The organism is Spongiactinospora sp. 9N601 (genome assembly GCF_044326295.1).
Taxonomy (GTDB): domain Bacteria; phylum Actinomycetota; class Actinomycetes; order Streptosporangiales; family Streptosporangiaceae; genus Spongiactinospora; species Spongiactinospora gelatinilytica.
In genome coordinates, this window is sequence record NZ_JBIRBB010000005.1 from 444,091 (window position 1) to 467,104 (window position 23,014).

Below are 23,014 nucleotides of genomic sequence, written 5' to 3' on the forward strand. Positions count from 1 at the left end.
GGCGATAGGCGGCGGTGGGCGGGGAGGGGCGAGGGCCGCCCGGGGACGTCTGGCAACGAACGGGGGCCGCCATGAACGTCGCGATCATCGGTATGGCCGGGATCTTTCCCGACGCGCCCGACGCCGAAGCGCTGTGGGAGAACGTGTTGTGGCGGCGGCGGGCGTTCCTGCCCGCCCGGAGCGGCGCCGACCGGGAGGCCCGGGTCGAGGGCCTCGCCCCGCCGCAGGACGCGGACCCGGCGCCGTACCTGGCGGTGCGGGCCGCCACGCAGGCCATCGCGGACGCGAGCGGCCTTTCCACCGGGCGCATCGACCGGCGGCGGGTGAAGGTCGTGATGGGCGTGCCGGGCGATCCGATCGGCGCGCTGCTCGGCGGGCCCGGCGACCCGGTGTCCGGGGCGGTGTGCGAGAAGTTCGGGTTCCTGGGCGGCGGCCACGATCTTGAGGCGGGCTGCGCGGGATCGCTGCTGGCGGTGATCACCGCATGCCGTTCGCTCCGCGACGAGGGGGCAGACCTGGTACTGGCCGGGGGCGTCGATCTCGAACTCACCCGGCCCGACCACCACTGGCCGGGCCAGGGCTGCGGGATCGTCGCGCTGATGCGCGCCGGCGACGCCGCCGAGCGGGGCATCCGCGTCCATGCCGAGATCGCGGGGTGGGGCGTGGCGTCCTCGGGCGGCGAGGGCCCGATCGCGCGTACCGCCGCCGAGGCGCAACTGCTGGCCCTGCGCCGGGCCTATGTCCACGCGGACGCGCTTCCCGGAGAGGTCGCGCTGTTCGAGGGCCACAGCGGTACGGCGGGCGACGCGGCCGACCTCGCCCCGCTGATCGAATTGCTGACCGGCGGCAAGCCGTACGGGCGCAGCCGGGGACGTCCGGCGGTGGGCTCGGTGAAGGCCAACATCGGCCACACCGGGGCCGCGTCCGGCGTGGCCGGGCTGATCAAGGCGACCCTGGGCGTGGCGCGCGGCGTGCTGCCGCCGTCCACCGCCGCCGGGCGCAGGCACGAGCTGCTGGCCGGGCACGGAGCCCCGGTACGGCTGCTCGCCGGGCGCGAACCGTGGCCGGAGGGCCCCCGCTACGCGGGGGTGAGCGCGATGGGTCCCACCGGGGTCCACGCCCACCTGGTCATCAGGGACCGGACCGCGCCGAGCGCCCCGCTGAACGGCCAGGCCCCGCGCCGGACGTCCCAGCCGAGGGCCAGGACATGGCCGCCGCCCTCTGCCGCCGAACCGCTCGTCTTCGCGGTGTCCGGGTCCGACATGCGGGCCGTGCGCCCGGTGCTGGAACGCGTCGCCGCCCAGGCCCACCGCTGGACGGAGGGCGAACTACACGACCTGGCCTGCGGCCTGGCCGCGCAGCCGCCGCAGGGGCCGCTGCGGGTGGCGATCGTCGCGGGCACCGCCGAACAGCTCGCCGAGCGCGCCGGACGCGCCGCCGAACGCACCGACCTGGCCGTGGGCCGGCTGCTCGCCCAGCCGGGGCTGTTCGTGGGCCTGGCCGTGCGGGGGCGGGTCACGCTGCTGTTCCCCGGCCAGGGCGCGCCGGTACGCCGCCCCGAGGACGCCGGACGCGGCCCGGCGGCGGCCCTGTGCGGCGCGCGGGTGGCCGACACCGCCGTCGCGCAACCCGCGATCATGGACGCGTCCCTGGTCGCGCTGGGCGAGCTGGACCGGCTCGGGCTCAACGCGGGCGCGGCCATCGGGCACAGCATCGGCGAGATCACCGGCCTGGTGTGGGCGGGCTGCATGTCGGTCCGCCAGGCCCGCAGGCTGGTACGGCGGCGCGGCCAGATCATGAGCGACCTCGGCGCGCCCGGCACCGGCATGGTCAGCGTGGCCGCCTCCAGGGAGCAGGCCGAACTCCTGGTCGCCGGGACCGGCGTGGTGATCGCCGCGCAGAACGGCCCGAACGTCCACGTGCTGTCCGGGCGCGACCCCGAGGTGGCGGCCGTCGCCAAACGGGCCGCCGACGAGGGCATCGAGGCGATCGTGCTGCCGGTGTCCCGGGCGTTCCACTCGCCGCACGTGGCGGCCTGCGTCGAACCGTTCGACGAGTGCCTGCGGGACGTGTCGTTCGCGGCTCCGGAGCGCACGCTGATCTCGACGGTCACCGGGCATCCGGTCGGCCGCCACGACGACCTGGCCATGCTGCTGCGCGCGCAGTTGCTCGCCCCGGTGCGGTTCTGGGACGCCGTCGGGCGGGTCGCGGCGGTCACGGATCTGTTCTGTGAGGCCGGTCCGGGGCACGGGCTGGCCTCGCTGGTGGCCCCGACCGGCGTGCCCGCGGTCGGCACCGACACCTACGGCCCGGACGGCGTGGCCGCCGCGGAGACCGCCGCCGCGCTGTGGGCCTGCGGCGGGCTGCCCGACCTGGCCGCGCTGTACGGCGACCGGCCGCGCCGCCCGATGGACATCTGGCGCGACCGCGTCTTTCTTTAGGTTCTCTCCAGGACGCGCAGCGAGCCGGTCCGGCGTACCTGCTTGAACGCGCCCGACTCGACCGCCCTGCGGAAGATCCGGTAGGGGCCCTGGCCGCCGTCCTCCGGGCGCTCGAACACGTCGTGGATCGCCAGCGCGCCGCCCGGCATGACGTGCGGCGACCAGCCCTCGTAGTCGGCGGCGGCCAGGGCCTCGGCGTGGCCGCCGTCGATGAACAGCATGGCCAGCGGGGTGCTCCACAGCGCGGCCACCCGCTCGGAGGCCCCGACGACGGCGATCACCTCGTCCTCCAGCCCGGCGGCGGCGATGGCCGCGCGGAAGCACGGCAGCGAGTCCATCCGGCCGGTGGCCGGGTCGACCAGCGCGGGGTCGTGGTGCTCCCAGCCGGGCTGGATCTCCTCCGAGCCGCGGTGGTGGTCCACGGTCACCACGACCGAGCCGGTCTGCCGGGCGGCGGCCCCGAGGTAGATGGCCGACTTGCCGCAGTAGCTGCCGATCTCGCAGATCGGGCCGCGGACGCCGTACGCGCAGCCGGTCTCGTACAGCGCCATCCCCTCGTCCGCGGGCATGAAGCCCTTGGCGCGCCCGGCGGCCGAACGCAGCTCGGCGGGCATCGCGGGCACCTGCGTGGGATGGATCATCAGAGCAGAGTACCCGGCGCCGGTGACATCATCGAAAGTGCGCACAACGCGCTTTCACGGAGGTGAACAGGTGAAGGTCGAGGTCGATCCGATGATCTGCGAGGCCAACGGGGTCTGTACGGGTCTGGCTCCCGAGGTCTTCGAGTTGGACGACGACGATGAGCTGCGCGTCCTGCTGCCCGAGCCGCCCCTGGCGCTGGCCGACCGGATACGGCACGCGGTGCGGTCCTGCCCCAAGGCCGCCCTCACCCTGAGCGAGTGACCCCCCTACAGGAGGATTTCTGATGCGAGCCGCGTTGGTGCATGCCGTCGGCGGCGGTGTGCTCGACATCCGCGACGACGTCACACTCGCGCCGATCGGCCCGGGCGACGTCCGGGTGCGGATGCGGGCGACCGGTGTGTGCCACTCCGACCTTTCGGTGCTTTCCGGGGTGCTGCCGCAGCCGTTGCCGATCATCCCGGGGCACGAGGGCTCGGGCGAGGTGGTGGAGGCCGGCGAGCACGTCACCGGCCTGCGGCCGGGCGACCGGGTGATCATCAGTTGGACCCCGCCGTGCGGCGGGTGCGCCATGTGCCTGCGCGGCCAGCCGTACCTCTGCGCGACCTTCATGGGCAAGGTCTTCTCCACGCCGCGGTTCCGGTTCGGCGGCGAGGCCGCCCCGGCGTACGGCATGGCCGGGTGCGGCACCTGGGCGGAGGAGATCGTCGTGCCCTGGCAGGGCGCGATCAAGGTCGATCCGGACGTGCCGTACGAGGTGGCGGCACTGATCGGGTGCGCCGTCACCACGGGCGTGGGCGCGGTGCTGAACACCGCCGAGGTCCGCCCGGGGGCGACGGTCGCGGTGATCGGCTGCGGCGGCGTGGGGCTGTCGGTCGTACAGGGCGCGCGGCTGTCCGGGGCGACGACGATCCTGGCCGTCGATCCGCTGCCCGCCAAGCGCGACCTCGCCAGGCGGCTCGGCGCCACCGACGCCTGCGCCCCCGGCGACCTTGAGGAGACCCTCGCCAACGTCACCGGCGGCACCGGCGTCGACCACGCCTTCGAGGTCGTCGGCACGTCCACCGCGATCCGCTCCGCCTGGAAGGCCGCCCGCCGCGGCGGCGACGTGATCGTGGTGGGCGCGGGCGCGTCCGACGACATGTTCTCCGTGTCGGCGTTCAACCTGCTGTTCGAGGGCAAGAACCTGCTCAGCTCGGTCTACGGCGGCGCGGACGTCCGCCGCGACTTCCCCTACCTCACCCGCCTGTGGAAGGCCGGCCGGCTGGACCTGGAGAGCCTGATCAGCGCCCGGATCAAGCTCTCCGACCTGAACGAGGCCGTCACCGCCCTCACGGACGGCGAGGTCCTGCGCCAGATGGTCCTGCTGGACTGAGAGTTATGTAGATGCCATCTAGGTAGCTAGTATCTAGGTAGATGGCATCTACCAAAGGGTCGCCCATGAGCGGATTCGTCGGCCGCCGGACGGAACTGGCCATGCTGCGCAAGCGGCTCGACCGTGTCACCGCCACGGCGACCGGCGTGGCGGTGACGCTGCGCGGACGGCGGCAGGTCGGCAAGTCCCGGCTGGTGCAGGAGTTCTGCGACCGCGCCGGCGTGCCGTACTTCTACTTCACCGCCACCAAGGGCATGTCGCCCGTCGAATCCGCCGAGCGCTTCTCCACGGACCTGCGCGACTCCAGGTTGCCCGCCGACCCCGAGCAGGTCCCCACCGTGACGTCGGGAAACTGGACCGACGCCCTTCGCGTTCTGGCCGGCGCGCTGCCGTCCCGGCCCTCGATCGTGGTCATCGACGAGCTGCCCTGGCTGGCCGAACAGGACGAGGTCTTCGACGGGGCGCTCCAGACCGCGTGGGACCGGCTGCTGTCCACCAGGCCGGTGCTCCTCCTGCTGCTCGGCAGCGACCTGCACATGATGCAGCGGCTGACCTCCTACGAACGGCCGTTCTTCGGCAGGGCCGACGCCATGGTCCTCGGGCCCCTGAACCCGGCCGAGATCGGCCGCGCGCTGGGCCTTGCCCATGCCGACGCCATCGACGCCCATCTGCTGTCCGGCGGGCTGCCAGGCATCCTGCGCGCCTGGCCGTCCGGCACTCCCGCGCTCGACTTCGTCGAGACCGAATGCGCCGACCCCTTCTCGCCGCTGTTCGGAGTCCCGGAGTCGGTGCTGCTCGCCGAGTTCCCCACGCCGGACCAGTCACAACGCGTGCTTGAGGCGATCGGCGCGGGCGATCGTACGCAGGCCGCCATCGCCGCCGCGGCCGGGGGCAGGGCCGGGCCGCTCAAGTCCGGCTCGCTGTCCCCGCTCCTCGCCCGCCTGGTCCATGACAAACGGATCATCGCCGCCGATCAACCGCTGTCCACACAGCCGGGCAAGCCCACGCTCTACCGCATCGCCGATCACAACCTGCGGCTCTACCTCGGCATGCTGCGCACCGCCGCGGAGCAGTCCCGCAGGGGCCGTCCGGAGGCGGCTTTCCGGGTGATCGAGCGGCGCTGGCCGGCCCTGCGCGGGCGTGCCGTCGAGCCGGTGATCCGCGAGGCGCTGACCCTGGCCGCCCAGGCCGGGGAGCTGCCCTGGGCGGGCGTGGAGGCCGTCGGCGGCTGGTGGAACCGCCGGTTCGATCCCGAGATCGACCTGGTCGGCGTGGACCGGTCGCCGGTGGCGCGGACCGTGCTGTTCACCGGCTCGATCAAGTGGCTGTCCGGTCCGTTCGACCGTCATGACCTGGCCGCTCTGCGCCGGGATGCGCTCGCGGTGCCCGGGTTCACCACGGACACCGCGTTGACGGCCGTTTCGCTGTCCGGACTCGCGCCCGGCGTTCCGGCGGACGATCTCGCGCTCGCGTGGGGGCCGGAGGACGTGGTCAGGGCCTGGGGGTGAGGCCGGGCTAGGGGGCGGGGGTGGTGATCAGGGTGACGCCGTAGGTGGCCAGGGGCCGGGCGATCGGCTGGAAGAAGCTGCTCCCGCCGCTCTGGCAGGTGCCTGAGCCGAGTGAGGCGGTGCCCAGGGCCTGACCGGTCTTCTTGTCCCAGTCGACGGCGACGTACGGCGCGCCCGAAGCGCCGGGCATGAGGCAGATGTCGGTGCGGGTCAAGCCGTGCAGCACGCCGTTGGGGAGATTGACGGTGGCGTTGAGCTGCTGCACCCTGCCGCACCGCCAGTCGCGGTCCAGGGTGTAGGTGCAGATCACGCTGCCGGCCGGCACCTGTCCGTGTCCCTTGATGAGGACCTCACGGTGCGGCGCCCGGCCGATCAGGCCCGACCCCGGCCTGCCGGGAACGAGCTTCACATAGGCGAAGTCCTGGGTGGGGAAGGTCGATCCCAGGACCGTGCCGAGGGGGCGGGCCGGCGTGCTCCGCGGGTCGTTCACCCGGCTTCCCGTCGTGGCGCAGTGCCCAGCCGTGATGAACCCCTGCTCCGTCGTCCCGCGCATCACCGTGAAGCCCACCGCACAGCGGGTGCTGCCGTTGAAGACGATCGGGTCGCCGCCGCGTACGTCGTCGCTGCGCGGCAGGGGCCGCTCGGTGGTCGGCTCGACACGTACGGCGGCGCGGTCGACTCCGGCCGCGCGTACGAACGCCTCGCCCTTCGCGGTGTCGGCGGCGAGCACCACCACGCTGTTCGTCCGCGGTTCCACGTACCAGACGCGGACCGCCTGGTCGATGGGCCGGGTCCGGTCGAGCCGGTCCATGATCGCGTCGAGACTCGCCTGCGACCGTGCCACGACCGTGGCCCGGACGCCCGCGGCGGTCAGCCGGGCGACGTCGGCCGCGTCCGTGGTGGCCACCACCAGCCTGCCGCCGTCATCGATCCAGGACCCGCCGAACCGATCCCCCAGCCCGGCCCGCAGGCCGGGCTCGATCTGCGCCGCCCGCCTCTCCAAGGCCGACCGGGCGGACGCCTCGGCGACGGTCAGCCCCTGCACGGGCCCCGGCGGCGGCTCGGCCGGGAGTGCCTGGGCGGGGGTGGCGGTGACTACGAGGACGCCTGCCGCGAGCGCCAGGCCCACGGTCTTCCAGCGGCGTCTGTCCATGGCGGACTCCTCCCGGTGGCGGTGCCGCAACGGTACGGCGCGACATCGCCGCCAGGAGCTACCAGTATTGTCATCCCACCGTGGTATATGACCGATCGGCAAATCGGTGATTCCAGCGGGAGGACGGATGTGGAAACATCTGCGAACGCTCCGGAAGTTCATCGCGTCGCGGTCAGAAATGCGAAGGAATACGGTGATCCGCATGATGGCGGTCTACGCGAGGAACGACTGCATCGTGATCACCGCTTCCGCCGTGACGTCGATCGGCCTCTGGCTCGAAAGCGCCCCCTGCATCCGCCTCGCCCCCACAGCCTCCGACCACGACCTCGGCGCAGCGGCCCGTTCCATCCTCGCCCGCTCCGGCCAGGAGATCCCCCAGCCGGACTGGAAGGTCACCCCACCCCCGGGTGAGCGGACAGCGGAAAGGGCCGGCTTCAGATCCTGGGAAAGTCTGGTCAGGGGAGCCCTGCTCGTCGAAGTCGAGCGAAATGCGGAGGGAGTCGTACTCCAGCCGATGCGGAACAGGGGCCCGAAAAGCGGTTTCGAGGCGCTGGGCCCGCCCATCGCCCTTTCCGGTGACATCCCCGAGGCCCGCGAGTTCGGCGCCCGGTTGAGAGAGGCGCTGAAACGGTCGGCCACATGACCTGATACGGCAAGGAGGCCCTATGGGATACGACCTTCACATCACCCGGGCCGAGTCCTGGGAGGACAGCGGGGCCGAGGACATGCTGATTTCGGAGGAGGAGTGGCGGGCCTTCGCCGACGCCCACATCGGCGAGCTGGACGCCATCGCGGCCGGCTTCTTCTGGTTCGAGGGAAGGGTCGTCGTCAGGGGCGCTCGGCGGGAGGACGCGGATCGGCTGGTGGGGCTGGCCGCGGCGCTCGGGGCGCGGCTGGTCGGGGATGAAGGTGAGGTCAACGAGCCGGGGGCGTTCCGGTCGTGGGAGGGGGCCGCGACTTCGCGGGATGGTTCGCGCGGCCGGCTGAGGCGGTTGTTCGGGCGGTTCGGTGCCGGGTGAGGGAGCCGGGGAAAACCGGTTGGCAAGGGGGCGGGGTGTGGCGCATGTTGGCTGGGTGTCTGACATTCCGCCTCGTACGGCGACCGACGCGTACTTCGCGAACATGGCGGCGGCGGGGATTCCGCGCCGTCTTGATGTGGTCCTCGACGTCGATCTCGGTGAGCTGGTGCCGGGGCATCACGTCGTGGCCCGTGGCCTGGAGCTGGCGGCCGAGGGCGCCATGCTGCACTACGAGTTCGTTCCCGGCATCGATGACGATGAGAGGCAGAGCAAGGGTCCGTTCTTCTGGTACTGGATGCTCGCCGCCGGCGATGACGCCGGGACGGAGTACGCCGGCCACAACAGCGGCGCCTACGCCTCCGGTGGCGGGGAGGCCACGCACGGCGTCCGCGATCTGGGCGGCGCGGTCCCCGGGGCGGCCGGCCGCCTGTTCCTCGACTTCACCCCCGCCGAGGGCTGGTCGCCGCCCGCCCTGTGGTGCCGCCAGGTGGAGGTCGCTCTGCCCTGACCGCGATCTGTGCCAGAGGCGTGATCACGTCGCGACCCGCCTCGGAGCCGCCGCCCCCGCCGATCCGGTCGACGCGCTCAGGCGTCAGTTCGCCGCCGGCCGGGGCGTCATGGTGACCACGAAGCTCACCGTCACCAAGAAGGGCGAGACGATCGAGCTGGGCAGCGCCGGAGCGGCCGACTTCGGCCCGCGGGGGATCATCGCCACAGACCTCACCGCGACCATGCCGGCCGGGGTGTTCTCCGCTTTCACGGGGGCGGGTCCGCGGGTCGTCACCGTCAAGGGCCACCGGTACATCAAGGACGACACGGCGCAGGAGTCCAGGGGGTGGCAGGAGAGCGGCGACGATGCCGTACGCCCCTGCCTGGACGCCACCTGGACGCTGCTCGCCGACCCGGCCATGCTCGCGGCGGTGCTGGCGACCACCACGGGCAGGAGCCGGGCGGGCGTCTACGACGGCACTCCCACCGTGCTGCACGAGGGCGTCATCACGCTGGGTGCGCTCCACCGGGCCCGCCCGCGGCCGTGCGACGACCTCGATCCGGCGGAGCCGCAGGGCGCGACGGCGGGGGCGAAGGTGTCCTGGCGTATGTGGATCGGCGAGGACCGTCTGGTACGCCGGGCGTGGGCGGCGTGGGACGGCGTGTCCGAGACGGGCCGGGTCCTCTACACCCAGGTGGCCGACGCGCGGATGACCGCCTGGGGCACCCGGCCCGGCATCGAGATCCCGCGAGCGAGCGGCGGGCGGGCGGGCGGGCTAGGGAAGATCCTCCAGGTGAGAGCGGTCGGCCAGCCCTCGCGATGAGGCAGAATCATCTCTTGTGAGCGAAGTGTCCGAACTCCCTGATGTGGCGAGCGCGCGGGCGGGGGATGACGCCGCCTTCGGCAGGCTGGTCGCGCCGCTGCGCCGGGAGTTGCACGCGCACTGTTACCGGATGCTCGGTTCGGCGCACGATGCCGACGACGCGCTCCAGGACGCGCTGCTGCGGGCCTGGCGGGGGCTCGCCCGCTTCGAGGGCCGCGGTTCGGTGCGGTCGTGGCTTTACACCGTGGCCACCCGTACCTGCCTGGACCTCATCGAGGCGCGCGGCAGGCGGGCGCTGCCGATGGACCTCGGCCCGGCGAGCGAGCGCGCGGTCATCGGCGGCGCGATGCGCACCGAGATCGCCTGGCTCGGCCCCTACCCGGATGCGGGGCTGCCCGAGGGCGCCGCCCACCCCGACGCCCGCTACGAGCAGCGCGAGGCCGTCGAGCTGGCCTTCGTCGCCGCCCTCCAGCACCTGCCCGGCAACCAGCGGGCGGCGCTGCTGCTGTTCGAGGTGCTCGGCTTCTCCGCCGCCGAGATCGCGGACGCGATGGACACCTCGGTCGCGTCGGTCAACAGCGCCCTGCAACGCGCCCGCGCCATCGTCCACGCCAAGATCCCCGCCCCGAGCCGGCAGCGGGCGCTTCGCAAGATCGGCGACGCGCGGCTGCGGGAGATCGTCACGGGCTACGCCACCGCGCTGGAACGCGGCGACGCCGACGCGCTGGTCGCCCTGCTGACCGAGGACGTCACCTGGTCGATGCCGCCGATCCCGCACTGGTACCACGGCATCGAGGCGGTCACCGACTTCGCGGTGCGGGTGCCGCTGGCGTCCTGCGGGTCCTGGCGGCATCGGTACGTCAGCGCGAACGGCCGGCCCGCCGTGGCCTGCTACCTGCGCAGCGACGCCACAGACGAGCATCACGCCTGGTCGATCAATGTGCTGACGTTGCGCGGCGACCGGATCTGCGAGATCACCTCCTTCATCGGCGGCGAGCACTTCGCGCGCTTCGGGCTGCCCGCCGTACTGGGCTGAAGCGCCCGCCGCACTGTGTCGAGAGCCGTCAGCCCTCCTCGGGCCGCGCCCGCCAGAGCACCTGCCGCGCCTCCTGCCCGGGCAGCCGCCGCAGGCCGCGCAGCGCCCAGTACCGGAACGCCTCGTCCTCGCCCTCCGCCAGCTCGGTCAGCAACGGCAACGCCGACAACGACCTCGCCTCGACGATCAACTCCAGCAACCGGCAGCGAAACCCGTGGTCTTCGTCGTCCTCGTCGCGGAACTCGGCGATCAGCTCGCCCACGTGCTCGCCGGCGTGCGGCCACAACAGGAAGAAGCCGTCCTCGCGCTGCTGCGGATCGCTGCACCGCATGAGTCGCATGGCCTCGGTAAACCGCTGCGTCATTCGGTAAAGGCTAGCCGGGAAATGCGAATTAGCCTTCATACTTGGCGATGAATAGGTAACCCCACCGATGAGCGCGCGGCTCAGGGCGCCGTGAACACCGCGTCGAACGCGGCCCGTGGCGGAGTGATCGCGTTCAGCTCGCGGACGAACGCCAGCGCCTCCGGCGCCCCCATCAGCCGGTCCATCCCCGCGTCCTCCCACTCCACGGAGATCGGCCCGGCGTACCCGATCGTGTTCAGGGCGCGGAAGCAGTCCTCCCACGGCACGTCGCCGCGGCCGGTGGAGACGAAGTCCCAGCCGCGCCGCGGGTCGCCCCACGGCAGGTGCGAGGAGAGCCGCCCACGCCGGCCGTCGCCGCAGCGGATCTTGGTGTCCTTGCAGTCCACGTGGTAGATCCGGTCGGCGAAGTCGAGCACGAAGTCCGCCGGGTCGAGCTGCTGCCACAGCATGTGCGAGGGGTCCCAGTTCAGCCCGAACGCCGGGCGGCGGCCGACCGCCGCGAGGGTCGCCACGGTCGTGTGGTGGTCGTAGGCGATCTCGCTCGGGTGCACCTCCAGCGCGAACCGCACCCCGACCTCGTCGAAGACGTCGAGGATCGGGTTCCAGCGGGCGGCGAAGCCGGCGTACCCGTCCTCGATCACCGACGCCGGGACCGGCGGGAACATCGCCACGGTGTGCCAGATGGGCGAGCCGGTGAATCCCACGACGGTGCCGACGCCGAGCCGGGCGGCGGCCCGCGCGGTGTCCGCGATCTCCTCGGCGGCCCGCCGCCGCACGCCTTCCGGCTCGCCGTCCCCCCAGATCCGGGCGGGCAGGATCGCCCGGTGGCGCTCGTCGATGAGGTGGTCGCACACGGCCTGGCCGACCAGGTGGTTGGAGATCGCCCACACCTTCAGGCCGTGCTCCGCAAGGATCTCCAGCCTGCGCGGGATGTAGGAATCGTCGGCCAGGGCCTTGTCCACCTCGAAGTGGTCGCCCCAGCAGGCGATCTCCAGGCCGTCGTACCCCCAGCCCGCGGCGAGCCGGCAGACCTCCTCGAACGGCAGGTCGGCCCACTGGCCGGTGAACAACGTGATGGGTCTGGTCATCTCACTCACTTCCCCTCATACGGCTGTCCACCGGCTCTCCTCGGCGGCGCTGCGTTCCACGGCGGCCAGCACCCGCTGCACCCGCAGGCCGTCCTCGAAGGACGGCTCCGGATCGCTTTCGGCGGCGATGGCCGAAAGGAAGTCCCTGACCTCGTGGGTGAAGGTGTGCTCGTACCCGAGCCCGTGCCCCGGCGGCCACCAGGCGTCCAGGTACGGGTGGCCGGGCTCGGTCACGATGATCTTCCGGAAGCCGCCCTCCTCGCCGGGCAGGGTCGCGTCATGAAACCACAGCTCGTTCATCGCCTCGAAGTCGAAGGACAGACTGCCGAGCGAGCCGTTGATCTCCATCCGCAGCGAGTTCTTGCGCCCGGTGGCGAACCTGGTGGCCTCGAAGGACGCCAGCGCGCCCCCGGTCAGCCGGCCGATGAACAGCGCCGCGTCGTCCACGGTCACCGGGCCCGTGCCCGGGGCGCCGGGCAGCGGGCGCTCCTTGACGAACGTCTCGGTCAGCGCCGACACGCCGGTCACCTGCTGCCCGGTGACGAACGCCACCGTGTCCACGACGTGCGCCCCGATGTCGCCGAGCGCCCCCGATCCGGCCTTTTCCCTGCGCAGCCGCCACACCAGCGGATGTTCCGGATCGACCAGCCAGTCCTGTAGATAGATCGCTCTGACGTGGCGGATCTCGCCGAGCCTGCCGTCGGCGACCAGGCGGCGGGCCAGCGCGACGGCCGGTACGCGCCGGTAGTTGAAGGCGACCATGGAACGCACGCCCCTGGCCGCCGCCGACCGCGCCGCTGTGGCCATCGCCTCGGCCTCGGCGACCGTGTTGGCCAGCGGTTTCTCGCACAACACGTGCTTGCCCGCGGCCAGCGCGGCGATGGCGATCTCGGCGTGCGAGTCGCCGGGCGTGCAGACGTCCACGATCGCCACGTCGTCGCGGTCGATGAGGTCCTTCCAGTCGCTTTCCACCGCCGCCCAGCCGAAGCGCCGCGCCGCGGCCACGGCGTGATCCTTCGACCTGCCCGACAGCGCCGCCAGCGCGGGCCGTACCGGCAGGTCGTAGAACGCGCCGACGCTGCGCCACGCCTGGGAGTGGACCCTGCCCATGAAGGCGTAGCCCACCATGCCGACGCCCAGCGCCGGTCTGCGGTCCTGCACGTGATCTCCTCCCCCGATCAGGACTCGAATCCGAGCGGTAGGTACCGCTCGACGTTCTCCCTGGTGATGGTCTCGGACGCGAGCGTGATCGACTGTGGCACCTGGTTCTCCACAAGGTCGCTCATACCCTTGCCCTGTGCGATCAGCCTGGCCAGCTTGACGGCGGACGAGGCCATGCTGGGGCTGTAGGTGACGGTGGCCTTGAGCACGGAGTCCGGTTTCCGGATCTCGCGCATGGCGTTGGCCGACCCGGCCCCGCCGACCATCACGAACTCGTTCCGCCCGGCCTCGTTGATCGCGGCGAGCACGCCGACGCCCTGGTCGTCGTCGTGGTTCCACAGCGCGTCGATCTTCTTGTGCGCCTGGAGCAGGTTGCTCGCCACCGAGGTACCGGTCTCGACGGTGAACTGCGCGTCCTGCCGGGCGGTGACGCGGAAGCCGTAGGTCTTGAGCGCGTCGGCGAAGCCCTTGCTGCGGTCCTGGGTGAGCGGCAGCGTGGCGATGCCCTGGATCTCGACGATCACCGGGTCGGCGACGTTCTTCTCCTTCAGGGCCGCGCCGATGTAGTGGCCGGCGGCCACGCCCATGCCGTAGTTGTCGCCGCCGATCCAGGTCCGGTAGGAGAGCTTGTCGGGGAAGACGCGGTCCAGGTTGACGACCGGGATGCCCGCGTCACTGGCCCTGCGGGCGATCTGGTTGAGCTGCTGACCGTCGTTGGGCAAGATCACCAGCGCGTTGACCTTGGCCGCGATCAGCGACTCGACGGCGGAGATCTGCTGGTTGATGTCGTTGGTCGGCTGGACCGGCCTGAACTCCACGTCGCCGAACCGCTTCGCGGTGGCCTCGGCGTTCTTGGCGATGGCCGCGATCCAGCCGTGGTCGGCGGCCGGGGCGGAAAAGCCGATCACCACCTTCTCGCCCGGCACGTCGTTGCCCTCGGTGGCGGCGGGCGCCGGGGAGGAGGCGGCGGCCTGGGGGGCGGTCTGGGGGTCGTTACCGGTGCAGGCGGTGACGAGTGCCCCGGTGCCGACGACGGCTCCACCGAGCAGGAATCCCCGTCGGCCGACGTTCTCGCTCATTGCTCTCTCCTACGGGTACGCGCTAGGTCCGGGATCGGAGGCTCCGCCGTTGCAGCAGCACGGCGATGACGATGATCAGCCCCTTGGCGACGAGCTGATCGCTGGTGTTGAGGCCGTTGAGGATGAACAGGTTGGTGATCAAGGTGAAGATCAGCAGGCCGAGGATGGAGCCGCCGATCGTGCCCCGGCCGCCGGTCAGCAGGGTGCCGCCGATGATCACCGCGGCGATGGCGTCCAGCTCGTACAGGTCGCCGTGGGTGGAGGAGCCGGTGGTGGTCCGGGCCATGATGATCACGGCGGCGATCCCGCAGCACAGCCCGGACAATCCGTACAGCAGCATGGTGTGCCTGCGCACGTCGATGCCGGCCAGCTTGGCGGCCTCGGGGTTGCCGCCGACGGCGTAGGTGCGCCGCCCGAAGGTCGTGCGGTTCAGTACGACCCACCCGGCCACCACCACGGCGGCGAACACGAACACGATCGGCGGCAGGCCGAGCACCCGCCCGCTGGACAGGTCCACCAGCGCGGAGTTGCCCGGCTGGACGAGCTGGGTGCGCCGGTCCGACATGCGCTCGGCCAGGCCGCGCGCGGCCACCAGCATGGCCAGCGTCGCGATGAACGGCACCATCCGCCCGTAGGAGATGAGGAACCCGGACAGCAGCCCGGCCCCGGTGCCGACCAGCACGGCGCAGATCACCATCACCACCGGCCCGTAGGACTGCGTGGCCAGCGTGGTCGCCCACACCGAGGCGAGCGCCATCACCGCGCCCACCGACAGGTCGATGCCGCCGCCGATGATGACGAACGTCATGCCGACCGTGATCACGCCGATGGTCGCGGCCAGCGCCAGGACGGTGACCAGGTTGGAGGTCGTGGCGAAGGTCTCCGGTACCGTCACCAGGCCGACCAGCGCCAGCAGCACGAGCGCGAGCACCAGCCCGAGGTGCCGCGCCCGTCCGACGGCGCCCAGCAGGCCGGCCCCTGTGTACGGCCTGCCGGGCCGCCGGATCGAGTGGTTAGTCACCCGGTTCCTCCTTGTGCGGAGTGCTGTCCTGCGCGGCCATCACCAGGTCGAGCACCCGGTGCTCGTCCAGGTCGCGGGCGTCGGCCTCGTGGACGACCGCGCCCTCCCTGATCACCAGCACCCGGTCGGCCAGGCCCAGCACCTCGGGCACCTCGCTGGAGATCAGCAGCACGCCGATCCCGGCGTCGGTGAGTCCGCGGATCACCGCGTACAGCTCGGCCCGCGCGCCCACGTCCACGCCGCGGGTCGGTTCGTCCAGGAGCAGCAGCCGGCGGCCGTTGATCAGCCAGCGGGCGAGCACCGCCTTCTGCTGGTTGCCGCCGGAGAGGGTCTTGATCGGCCGGTCGGGGTCGGGCGGGCGGATGTCCAGGGCGTTGATCTGCGCGGCGGCGTCGGCGCGCTCGCGCCGCCGGTCAAGCCAGCCCAGACGGGAGTAGCGGGGCAGGCTGCCCAGGGTGATGTTGCGGGCCAGGCTCTCCTCCAGCAGCAGGGCCTGGGCCTTGCGCTCTTCGGGGGCCAGGCCCATGCCCAGCCGTACGGCACGCGTGACGCCGCCCCGCCGTACCGGACGCCCGTCCACGAACACCCGCCCGCCGGCCCCGCGCGCGCCGTAGACGGCCTCGGCGATCTCGGTGCGGCCGGAGCCGACCAGCCCGGTCAGCCCGACGATCTCCCCGGCCCGCACCGAGAACGACACTCCGGAGAACACCCCGGGCACCGACAGGTCCTCGACCCGCAGCACCTCCGCGCCGAACGTCGCCTCCCGCCGGGGCGGGAACACATACTCCACGTCGCGCCCGGTCATCAGCGACACGATCCGCCCGGTCGGGGTGTCGCGGGCGGGCAGCCCGGCGGCGGCGGTCCGGCCGTCCTTCAGCACGGTGACCCGGTCGCCGATCTCGCGGATCTCCTCCAGCCGGTGGGAGATGTAGACGACGGCGACGCCCTGCGCGGTCAGTTCGCGGATGACCCGGAACAGGCCCCGCACCTCGTCGTGGGCGAGCGCCGCGGACGGCTCGTCCATCACGATCACCCGGGCGTCGTGGGACAGCGCCCTGGCCATGCTGACCACCTGCTTGCCCGCGGGGGCCAGCCGGCCGACCTCGAGGGCCGGGGGGATCTCCGGATGGCCGAGCCGGGCCAGCAGCGCGGCGGCGGCCCGGTTCGCGGCGCGGCGGCGGGTGAAGCCGAAGGCCGCGTGCTCGTGGCCCAGGAACACGTTCTCGGCCACGCTGAGGCCGTCCACTAGGTCGAGTTCCTGGTAGATGGTGGCGACGCCGAGCCGGATGGCGTCGGTCGGGCCGGTCATCCGCACCTGCTCGCCGCCCAGGGTGATGGTGCCCTCGTCCGGCCGGTGCGCGCCCGCGAGGATCTTGATGAGCGTGGACTTGCCCGCGCCGTTCTGGCCGAGCAGGCAGTGGACCTCGCCCGCGCGCAGCGAGAAGTCCACGCCGGAGAGCGCCCGCACGCCGGGGAAGCCCTTGACGATCCCCTTCATGACCAGCAGTTCGCTCATGACGGCAGGGCTTCCATGATCCGGTTGATGTTGTCCGGGGCGAGGTAGTGCTCGATCGCGAGCAGCCCGGCCCCGAGCGCCGCCGCGTCCACCCCGGTACGGCTGGGCGTGATCACCAGGTGGTGCGTGGCCAGCGGCAGGGATCTGCGGTAGATGGTCTCCCTGATCCCGGCCAGCAGGTGGTCATGGACCCTGGCCAGCGCCCCGCCGATCACGATGACCTCGGGGTTGAAGAAGTTGACCAGCCCGGCGAGCACCTCGCCGATGAGCCGGCCCGCCTCCCTGACCAGCCGCAACGCCTGGGTGTTGCCGCTCTGCACGAGCGCGACGACATCGGCGCCGGTCTCGGCGGGGTAGCCGAGTTCGGTCAGCCGCCTGGCGAGCGCGGCCCCGCCCGCGACGGCCTCCAGGCAGGCGCTGTTGCCGCAGCGGCAGCCCGCGTCGTCGTGACCGCTCACCCGGATGTGCCCGATGTCGCCCGCCGAGCCCTGCGCGCCGCGGTGCAGCCGTCCCCCGGCCACCACGCCGCAGCCGATCCCGGTGCCGACCTTGACGAACAGCAGGTAGCCGGTGCCGGGAAAGGCGTTGCGGTGCTCGCCGAGCGCCATCACGTTGACGTCGTTGTCGACCAGCACGGCGGCGTCGTAGCGGCCGGCGAAGAACTCGGGGACGGGATACTCGTTCCAGCCCGGCATTATCGGCGGGTTGTTGGGGCGTCCGGTGGCGTGCTCGACCGGGCCGGGCACGCCGATGCCGATGGCCTTGAGCGCGGCGGGCGCGCGCCCCGCCTCGGCCAGCAGGCCCTTGATCCGCTCGTCGGCGTGGGCCAGCACGGTCTCCGGCCCCTCGGCGATCGGGATGGTGTCCTCGCGGGTGGCGAGGACCGTGCCGCCGATGTCCAGCAGGACCGTACGGCAGTGCGTCGCGCCGAGGTCCACGCCCGCGACGACGTGGCCCGCGGTGTGGAGGCGGAGCCTGCGCGGCGGGCGTCCGCCGGTGGACTCGCCGTTCTCGGTCTCCTCGACGAGCCCGTGTTCGATCAGCGCGTCCACCCGCTGGGAGACGGTGGATCTGGCCAGGCCGGTGACCTTGGCGAGGTCGGCGCGGGTGGTCGCGGAGCCGGTGCCGATCAGGGTGAGCACGTCGCCGGGCGACCCGGCGACCGTTCGCTCATCGGCGGAACCGAACGTCATGCCTGGACGATAAATAGCTACTTATCGCGATTTCAAGACCCTAATCGCCCGTGACAATACTGAAACATTGTCGACTTACGTTGATCGTCGAACAAAGACGCGTTCCAAACACGGGGACTTACGCCGACTTCCGCGAGGAGATCGATGTCCCATAAAGTCGGAAATGCGCGTAGTATGCGCATATGCCCAGGTCAGCGATGGTCACCAGGCTGCAATGTCGCGGATAGTGATCGGGTGGTTAAATTTCTGCTAGAGTTTTCCACTCCCGTAGGGGCGCGGGGCGGTGTGCGCCGGCTTCACCCGCGGCCCGCCACATGACACCGGGCTGGAGGCCATGCATGCCCGTACGGCCGCCCCTCCGAGTGGTCCAATGGGCCACGGGCGCAGTTGGACGGTTCTCCTTACGCGACCTCATCAGAAGACCCGACCTGGAGCTCACCGGCGTCCTGGTCTACGACCACGACAAGGTCGGCACCGACGCGGCCGAGCTGGTCGGCCTCTCCCCCTGCGGGATCAAATGCACCGACGACGTCGACCAGATCATGGCCCTCGACGCCGACTGCGTACTGCACATGCCGCTGCCGTCGTCGTTCTTCCGCGGCGACCACGCGGGCGACACCGAGACGATCTCCGGTCTGCTCGCCTCGGGCAAGAACGTCATCACCACCACCGGCTACGTCTACCCCAAGGCGTACGGCACGGGTGTGCTCGACCGGCTCACCGCGGCCTGCCGCCAGGGCGGCACGACCCTGCACGGCACCGGCATCAACCCGGGCTTCATGAGCGACCTGCTGCCGCTCACCATGACCGGGCTGTCCAGCCGGGTGGATCACATCTACGTGCGCGAGACGTCCGACTTCGCGGGGCACCCGTCCCGCCAGGTGGTGGTGGACCTCATCGGGTTCACCCGCGGGCCGAAGGAGTACGCGGCGGCGGTCCGGCCGTTCCGGGCCTTCCAGCGGGCGCTGTTCGCCGAGAGCGTCCAGCTCGTGGCCGACGCGCTGGGCGTGGTCCTGGACGAGGTGGAGGAGAGCGACGAATTCGAACTCGCCACCGAGGAGTTCGAGATCGCCGCCGGGGTCGTCGGCGCGGGCACGGTCAGCGCGTCGCGCTGGGTCTTCTCCGGGCTGGTGCGCGGCATGCCGTTCATGACCGTGGAGTGCGTCTACAAGGCCGACGCCCGCCAGGCTCCGCGCTGGCCGGATCCGGGGTTCACCGTGCACATCGAGGGCGTGCCGCAGATGATGATCAGCATCGAGGAGGTCTCGCACGGACTGGCGGGCGCGGCGGCCCACGCGGTCAACTCGATCGCCGCCGTGTGCGCCGCCCCGCCCGGCATCCGCACCGTCCTGGACCTCCCTCTCATCACCGGCAGGGGAACCGTACGGCTGGCCTAGCGGTGCGGCGTGGCCGGCCGTACCGATCAGGTGGCGGCCTCAGGTGGCCACGACCCCGCGCGTCACCGCCTCCACCTGAGGCGCCACCTTGTCGGCCCAGTCGCCGATCACGTCGCCGAGTTCCGGCAACCGTGATTCCAGCACGGCGAGCCCGGGCGTGGGCACGAACGCGCCGAGTTCGAGCAGCAGCGGACGTAGGTGCAGCTCCACCGCGAGCGCATGCCGCGGATCGCCCATCACCAGCAGCGGGAGCGCGGCCTTGCCGCGCAGCGCGCCGCCGGGGAGCCGGTCCAGGAACGCCTTGAGCAGCCCGGTGTAGGTCGCCTTGTACGTCGGGCTGACCACCACCAGGACATCGGCGCTCGTGACCAGTTCCAGAGCGATCTCAAGACCCGCGGACGGCTCTGGGGAGAGCACCACGGAGGCGAGCGCGGACAGGTCCACCACGTCGGGCGGGTCCGCATGGCCGAGCCGGGCACGCACGGCTTCGGCCGCCGCCACCGCGACCCCGTGCGTGCGCGACCCGGCCCGGGGGTTGCCCACCAGGGCGACCACCGTCATGCCACCACCTCCGCCTCGAGTTCGAGGTCGTCTTCGGGAAGGTCGTACCAGTGGCGGTCGCCTTCGTACACCGTCTGCTCCGGCGTGCCCGTCTGGTCCATACCGGACAAGTTACGCAGCACTCCGGACAAAGTCAATATTTCCTACTGGCTTTATCGGGAAATCGGGAACCACAGATCAGGCTCCCCGGGGACCCGCCGCGCCCGCCCCCTGGCCTCCAGCCAGACCAGGTGCGCCAGCGTCTCGCTGTTCGCGCCGCGCCGCATGTACTCCGGGATGGACTCCCAGGGCCGCGACCACGTCAACCGGGTCGCCGCCGTCCAGCAGCTCATCCCGTCCGCGCCCGCGAGCACGGCCTCGATCTCGCGGAGCCGTTCGCCGTGGTGCGCCATGACGTCATCCACCCGGTCGGCCAGCTCCCTGAAGCGGTACTCGTGCGCGGGCAGCACCTCCGCCACGTCCCATCCGCGCACCTCGGCCAGGGAGTCCAGGTAGTCGGCGAGCGGGTTGGCGGGCGACTGGGAGCGTACCGCCACGATCGGGGTGATCTTGGCCAGTACGTGGTCGCCGGAGAACAGCAGCCGCCGCTCGCCGTCCACGAAGCACAGGTGGCCGGGCGAGTGGCCGGGGGTCCAGCGCGCCCGCAGGTCCCAGCCGGGCAGGCCGATCGGCTCGCCGTCCTCGATCAGCCGGTCCGGGGCCGGCTGGGTGACGAACCGCCTGATCATCGCGGCCGTGCCCGCCGTCGACTCCGAGGTCATCGGCGGCGCGCCACAGCGGGCCAGCAGTGCCTGCTCGCTCGCGATCAGCGCGTCGATCCCGCCGTCGTGCCCTGTGAGGAGCCGGGCGTCCGCCGGATGCAGGCCGATCCACGCCCCGGACTCCTCTCGCACCCGGGCCGCCAGCCCGTAGTGGTCGAGGTGGACGTGCGTGACCAGGACGGCACGCACGTCCGCGATCGTGTACCCGGCGGTCGCCAGACCGCCCGCCAGGCCCTGGTAGGCGTCCTCGGTGTCCCACCCGGCATCGATGATCGCCACGCCGTCCGGCAGTTCGAGGGCATAGACCAGGACATAGCGCAGCGAATCCACAGGCAGCGGGACCGGGATCGACCACAGGCCCGGCCCTACACGCTCGACCTCCGGTAACCCGCCCCCGCGCCACGCCTCACGCTGCGCCGCGTTCACCGCCGTGACCATCCGCATCCCGGGCTCCTCTCGACCGGCCGCCTAGAACGAGGTTCTATCAGGGCGCGGGGCGCGGGGCGATCGCGAGAACCGCGCGGGTGCGCGGATACAGCAGCGTGGACAGCAGCATCAGCCCGCTCGCCACCGCCCAAGCCGCGCCGATGCCCGCCCGGCCCGCCAGCCAGCCGAGGCCGATGTTCGCCAGGAAGCCGCCGAACTGGAGGGACAGCGAGTCCACCGAGAGCAGCGTGGCCCGCTGGGCGGCCTCCACCCGGCCGTGCATGATCTCGACGTGCAGCAGCGTGGCCGCCGACAGCCCGACGAACAGGATCAGGTACGCACCCGCCGTGGCGGCCAGGCCGGCCGCACCGGGCAGCGCCGTGGACGCGGCGAGGCCGCCGAGCGCCAGTACCGTGACCAGCGCGCCGGCCCTGGCCCCGCGGGCCGAACCGCCCGCGACCCGCGCGAGGGCCGGGGCCAGGGCATTGCCCGCCGCGCTCGCCGCGAAGCCCACCGCGGCGACCATGCCGTAGGCGGTGCTGCCCGCGCCCGGGCCGCCGGCCAGCTCGCCGAGCCTGATCGGCGTCAGCAGCTCGATCGAGCACAGCGCGATGCCCGCCGCCGCGCTGACGCCGAGCATCCTGGCCAGCACGCCGTCCCTGACCGCCACGCCGACGCCCGTACGGATCGACAGCGGCACCCCGCGCAGCACCTCGGCCAGGCCCAGCCGTTCGCGCGGCGGCTCGGGCAGCGCGACCAGCACCACGGCCAGCAGCGCCAGCGACGCGACCCCGGCCAGCATCATGGGCGCCGCCAGCGGCTCGGCGACCGCCGAGGACAGGCCGAGCGGCAGCAGTCCCCCGGTCACCACCCCCGCGCACAGCGCGATCGAGCCCATCGCCTCGCCGCGGGCCAGGCCGGGCTTCAGGTCGGCGTCCCGGCCCTCGGCGGCGTGCAGGGTGTCGACGTACCACGCCTGCGCCGGACCGCTGGACAGCGCCCGCGCGACGCCCTTCAGCGCGCTGCCCAGCATGAACATCGGCAGCGAGTGGGCCAGCACCAGGACCGTGTAGGCGGCGGCGCTGAACGCCCCCGAGGCGGCCAGGACCGTACGCCTGCCGATGACGTCGGACAGTCCGCCGGTGGGCAGTTCCAGCAGCACGACCACCAGGCCGTAGAGGCCCATGACCGCGCCGATCTGCGCGACGCCCAGCCCGCGGCCCGACATCAGCAGCACCAGCGGGGCCATCATCAGGCCGGGAGGTAACCAGGTCAGCGCGCTCACCAGCGCGTAGCGGCGGCGTGCGGAAACGGCGTTCACTCCGACTCCCCTTCGGCTTCTTCGGCGGGGCCTTCGGGGGCGGGCCGTCTCGGGAAGGCGGAGTAGTGGATCACGACCTGTTCGGCCGCGGGGGCGTCGGCGTCGCGGGCCGCGAGTTCGCGAAGGACGTCCTCCCACCGCTGGTATAGCTCGGTGAGCGAGGCCGGAGTGAGGCGGACGACGTCGTCGCTGATGCCCGCGGCCTCGATCCACTCCGGGCTCCAGCTCGCCGCCTGCGCCTCGAACTCTCCATTGCTCCGGACCAGCAGCTCGATCTGACGCTGCCGGATGGCCGCCACCGCCTCCCGCCCCTCCTCGGTGGCGGCCATCTCGGCGTTGTCCCAGGAGAGGTAGCGGTGGACGGCCCGCCAGCGTCGCTCGCGGGCGTCCCGCTGGTCGGGGTCTTCTTCTATGAAGCCGTACTTCGCGAGTTCGCGCAGGTGGTAGCTGGTGAGGCCGGAGCTTTCCGCGACCGTGCGGGCCAGCTCGGAGGCGGTGGCCGGGCCGTCGCTGCGCAGCAGGCTGAGCAGCCGCAGGCGCAGCGGGTGGGCGACGGCCTTGAGCGTGCGCGGATCGGTGACCCGGAAGGAGTTCCTCATGGCAGGAGCGTAGACCGCAAATGAAGCTTTGCAAGGCTTCATT

The 23,014-nt window shown here is 72.2% G+C and carries 23 protein-coding genes; 10 read left to right on the forward strand and 13 right to left on the reverse strand.

What is annotated here, in order from left to right:
• Positions 1-71: 71 nt before the first annotated feature.
• Positions 72-2,441 (forward strand): acyltransferase domain-containing protein, encoded by a 2,370-nt coding sequence (locus ACH34R_RS14385; RefSeq protein WP_397561894.1) that lies wholly within the window; start codon positions 72-74, stop codon positions 2,439-2,441.
• On the opposite strand, the gene ACH34R_RS14390 is transcribed toward ACH34R_RS14385, so the two are convergent.
• Positions 2,438-3,082, reverse strand: coding sequence for a class I SAM-dependent methyltransferase (locus ACH34R_RS14390; protein ID WP_397561895.1), 645 nt, complete (start codon positions 3,080-3,082; stop codon positions 2,438-2,440). The genes ACH34R_RS14385 and ACH34R_RS14390 overlap by 4 nt on opposite strands.
• 70 nt (positions 3,083-3,152) lie before the next feature.
• Here ACH34R_RS14390 and ACH34R_RS14395 point away from each other — a divergent pair, with 70 nt between their 5' ends.
• From ACH34R_RS14395 to ACH34R_RS14405, 3 genes are all read left to right on the forward strand, one after another.
• On the forward strand, positions 3,153-3,344 hold the full coding sequence (locus ACH34R_RS14395; protein WP_397561896.1) for a ferredoxin: 192 nt from the start codon (positions 3,153-3,155) through the stop codon (positions 3,342-3,344).
• A gap of 22 nt (positions 3,345-3,366) precedes the next feature.
• Positions 3,367-4,455: a Zn-dependent alcohol dehydrogenase gene (locus tag ACH34R_RS14400; RefSeq protein WP_397561897.1), complete on the forward strand. Its 1,089-nt coding sequence runs from the start codon at positions 3,367-3,369 to the stop codon at positions 4,453-4,455.
• A 65-nt stretch (positions 4,456-4,520) separates the two neighbouring features.
• A complete protein-coding gene (locus ACH34R_RS14405) occupies positions 4,521-5,963 on the forward strand; it encodes an ATP-binding protein (protein WP_397561898.1) in 1,443 nt (480 codons plus the stop codon).
• Positions 5,964-5,970: 7 nt separating this feature from the next.
• On the opposite strand, the gene ACH34R_RS14410 is transcribed toward ACH34R_RS14405, so the two are convergent.
• Positions 5,971-7,116, reverse strand: a complete 1,146-nt coding sequence (locus ACH34R_RS14410; protein ID WP_397561899.1) for a S1 family peptidase — start codon at positions 7,114-7,116, stop codon at positions 5,971-5,973.
• 193 nt (positions 7,117-7,309) lie between these two features.
• On the opposite strand from ACH34R_RS14410, the gene ACH34R_RS14415 reads away from it, so the two are divergent.
• The 5 genes from ACH34R_RS14415 (at position 7,310) to ACH34R_RS14435 (ending at position 10,484) form a co-directional block, all read left to right on the forward strand.
• Positions 7,310-7,759, forward strand: coding sequence for a hypothetical protein (locus ACH34R_RS14415; RefSeq protein ID WP_397561900.1), 450 nt, complete (start codon positions 7,310-7,312; stop codon positions 7,757-7,759).
• Between the two features lie 22 nt (positions 7,760-7,781).
• Complete coding sequence (locus tag ACH34R_RS14420) at positions 7,782-8,135, forward strand: hypothetical protein (RefSeq protein WP_397561901.1); 354 nt, start codon at positions 7,782-7,784, stop codon at positions 8,133-8,135.
• 55 nt (positions 8,136-8,190) lie between these two features.
• Positions 8,191-8,643 carry a hypothetical protein gene (locus tag ACH34R_RS14425; protein WP_397561902.1) on the forward strand — a complete coding sequence of 151 codons (453 nt, stop codon included), beginning with the start codon at positions 8,191-8,193 and terminating at the stop codon, positions 8,641-8,643.
• A gap of 109 nt (positions 8,644-8,752) precedes the next feature.
• Positions 8,753-9,448 carry a hypothetical protein gene (locus tag ACH34R_RS14430; protein ID WP_397561903.1) on the forward strand — a complete coding sequence of 232 codons (696 nt, stop codon included), beginning with the start codon at positions 8,753-8,755 and terminating at the stop codon, positions 9,446-9,448.
• A 16-nt stretch (positions 9,449-9,464) separates the two neighbouring features.
• Positions 9,465-10,484 carry a sigma-70 family RNA polymerase sigma factor gene (locus ACH34R_RS14435; protein WP_397561904.1) on the forward strand — a complete coding sequence of 340 codons (1,020 nt, stop codon included), beginning with the start codon at positions 9,465-9,467 and terminating at the stop codon, positions 10,482-10,484.
• 28 nt (positions 10,485-10,512) lie between these two features.
• Here the strand turns inward: ACH34R_RS14435 and ACH34R_RS14440 are convergent, their stop codons facing one another.
• The 7 genes from ACH34R_RS14440 to ACH34R_RS14470 form a co-directional block, all read right to left on the reverse strand.
• Positions 10,513-10,848, reverse strand: a complete 336-nt coding sequence (locus ACH34R_RS14440; RefSeq protein WP_397561905.1) for a HEAT repeat domain-containing protein — start codon at positions 10,846-10,848, stop codon at positions 10,513-10,515.
• An 80-nt stretch (positions 10,849-10,928) separates the two neighbouring features.
• A complete protein-coding gene (locus tag ACH34R_RS14445; protein WP_397561906.1) occupies positions 10,929-11,936 on the reverse strand; it encodes a sugar phosphate isomerase/epimerase family protein in 1,008 nt (335 codons plus the stop codon).
• 15 nt (positions 11,937-11,951) lie between these two features.
• A complete protein-coding gene (locus ACH34R_RS14450; protein ID WP_397561907.1) occupies positions 11,952-13,097 on the reverse strand; it encodes a Gfo/Idh/MocA family protein in 1,146 nt (381 codons plus the stop codon).
• Between the two features lie 17 nt (positions 13,098-13,114).
• Entirely contained in the window at positions 13,115-14,176 is a 1,062-nt protein-coding gene (locus tag ACH34R_RS14455; RefSeq protein ID WP_397561908.1) for an ABC transporter substrate-binding protein, read from the reverse strand.
• Between the two features lie 22 nt (positions 14,177-14,198).
• Complete coding sequence (locus tag ACH34R_RS14460; protein WP_397561909.1) at positions 14,199-15,197, reverse strand: ABC transporter permease; 999 nt, start codon at positions 15,195-15,197, stop codon at positions 14,199-14,201.
• A complete protein-coding gene (locus ACH34R_RS14465; RefSeq protein WP_397561910.1) occupies positions 15,190-16,713 on the reverse strand; it encodes a sugar ABC transporter ATP-binding protein in 1,524 nt (507 codons plus the stop codon). The genes ACH34R_RS14460 and ACH34R_RS14465 overlap by 8 nt, the downstream gene beginning before the upstream one ends.
• Complete coding sequence (locus tag ACH34R_RS14470) at positions 16,710-17,906, reverse strand: ROK family protein (RefSeq protein ID WP_397561911.1); 1,197 nt, start codon at positions 17,904-17,906, stop codon at positions 16,710-16,712. The genes ACH34R_RS14465 and ACH34R_RS14470 overlap by 4 nt, the downstream gene beginning before the upstream one ends.
• A gap of 338 nt (positions 17,907-18,244) precedes the next feature.
• Between ACH34R_RS14470 and ACH34R_RS14475 the strand changes: the two genes are divergently transcribed.
• Positions 18,245-19,303, forward strand: coding sequence for a dihydrodipicolinate reductase (locus tag ACH34R_RS14475; protein WP_397561912.1), 1,059 nt, complete (start codon positions 18,245-18,247; stop codon positions 19,301-19,303).
• 39 nt (positions 19,304-19,342) lie between these two features.
• Here the strand turns inward: ACH34R_RS14475 and ACH34R_RS14480 are convergent, their stop codons facing one another.
• From ACH34R_RS14480 to ACH34R_RS14495, 4 genes are all read right to left on the reverse strand, one after another.
• Entirely contained in the window at positions 19,343-19,864 is a 522-nt protein-coding gene (locus ACH34R_RS14480; RefSeq protein WP_397561913.1) for an NADPH-dependent FMN reductase, read from the reverse strand.
• Between the two features lie 152 nt (positions 19,865-20,016).
• Complete coding sequence (locus ACH34R_RS14485; RefSeq protein ID WP_397561914.1) at positions 20,017-21,069, reverse strand: MBL fold metallo-hydrolase; 1,053 nt, start codon at positions 21,067-21,069, stop codon at positions 20,017-20,019.
• Between the two features lie 40 nt (positions 21,070-21,109).
• Positions 21,110-22,372, reverse strand: a complete 1,263-nt coding sequence (locus tag ACH34R_RS14490; RefSeq protein ID WP_397561915.1) for an MFS transporter — start codon at positions 22,370-22,372, stop codon at positions 21,110-21,112.
• Complete coding sequence (locus ACH34R_RS14495) at positions 22,369-22,971, reverse strand: helix-turn-helix domain-containing protein (RefSeq protein WP_397561916.1); 603 nt, start codon at positions 22,969-22,971, stop codon at positions 22,369-22,371. Before ACH34R_RS14495 ends, ACH34R_RS14490 begins: the two co-directional genes overlap by 4 nt.
• Positions 22,972-23,014: the final 43 nt, after the last annotated feature.

Excerpts from the sequence above, each read along its gene's own strand:
- ACH34R_RS14385 (WP_397561894.1), top strand. The coding sequence starts at position 72 with ATGAACGTCGCGATCATCGGTATGGCCGGGATCTTTCCCGACGCGCCC.
- ACH34R_RS14390 (WP_397561895.1), bottom strand. The coding sequence starts at position 3,082 with ATGATCCATCCCACGCAGGTGCCCGCGATGCCCGCCGAGCTGCGTTCG.
- ACH34R_RS14400 (WP_397561897.1), top strand. The coding sequence starts at position 3,367 with ATGCGAGCCGCGTTGGTGCATGCCGTCGGCGGCGGTGTGCTCGACATC.
- ACH34R_RS14405 (WP_397561898.1), top strand. The coding sequence starts at position 4,521 with ATGAGCGGATTCGTCGGCCGCCGGACGGAACTGGCCATGCTGCGCAAG.
- ACH34R_RS14410 (WP_397561899.1), bottom strand. The coding sequence starts at position 7,116 with ATGGACAGACGCCGCTGGAAGACCGTGGGCCTGGCGCTCGCGGCAGGC.
- ACH34R_RS14420 (WP_397561901.1), top strand. The coding sequence starts at position 7,782 with ATGGGATACGACCTTCACATCACCCGGGCCGAGTCCTGGGAGGACAGC.
- ACH34R_RS14430 (WP_397561903.1), top strand. The coding sequence starts at position 8,753 with ATGGTGACCACGAAGCTCACCGTCACCAAGAAGGGCGAGACGATCGAG.
- ACH34R_RS14440 (WP_397561905.1), bottom strand. The coding sequence starts at position 10,848 with ATGACGCAGCGGTTTACCGAGGCCATGCGACTCATGCGGTGCAGCGAT.
- ACH34R_RS14445 (WP_397561906.1), bottom strand. The coding sequence starts at position 11,936 with ATGACCAGACCCATCACGTTGTTCACCGGCCAGTGGGCCGACCTGCCG.
- ACH34R_RS14455 (WP_397561908.1), bottom strand. The coding sequence starts at position 14,176 with ATGAGCGAGAACGTCGGCCGACGGGGATTCCTGCTCGGTGGAGCCGTC.
- ACH34R_RS14465 (WP_397561910.1), bottom strand. The coding sequence starts at position 16,713 with ATGAGCGAACTGCTGGTCATGAAGGGGATCGTCAAGGGCTTCCCCGGC.
- ACH34R_RS14470 (WP_397561911.1), bottom strand. The coding sequence starts at position 17,906 with ATGACGTTCGGTTCCGCCGATGAGCGAACGGTCGCCGGGTCGCCCGGC.
- ACH34R_RS14475 (WP_397561912.1), top strand. The coding sequence starts at position 18,245 with ATGCCCGTACGGCCGCCCCTCCGAGTGGTCCAATGGGCCACGGGCGCA.
- ACH34R_RS14480 (WP_397561913.1), bottom strand. The coding sequence starts at position 19,864 with ATGACGGTGGTCGCCCTGGTGGGCAACCCCCGGGCCGGGTCGCGCACG.
- ACH34R_RS14485 (WP_397561914.1), bottom strand. The coding sequence starts at position 21,069 with ATGCGGATGGTCACGGCGGTGAACGCGGCGCAGCGTGAGGCGTGGCGC.
- ACH34R_RS14495 (WP_397561916.1), bottom strand. The coding sequence starts at position 22,971 with ATGAGGAACTCCTTCCGGGTCACCGATCCGCGCACGCTCAAGGCCGTC.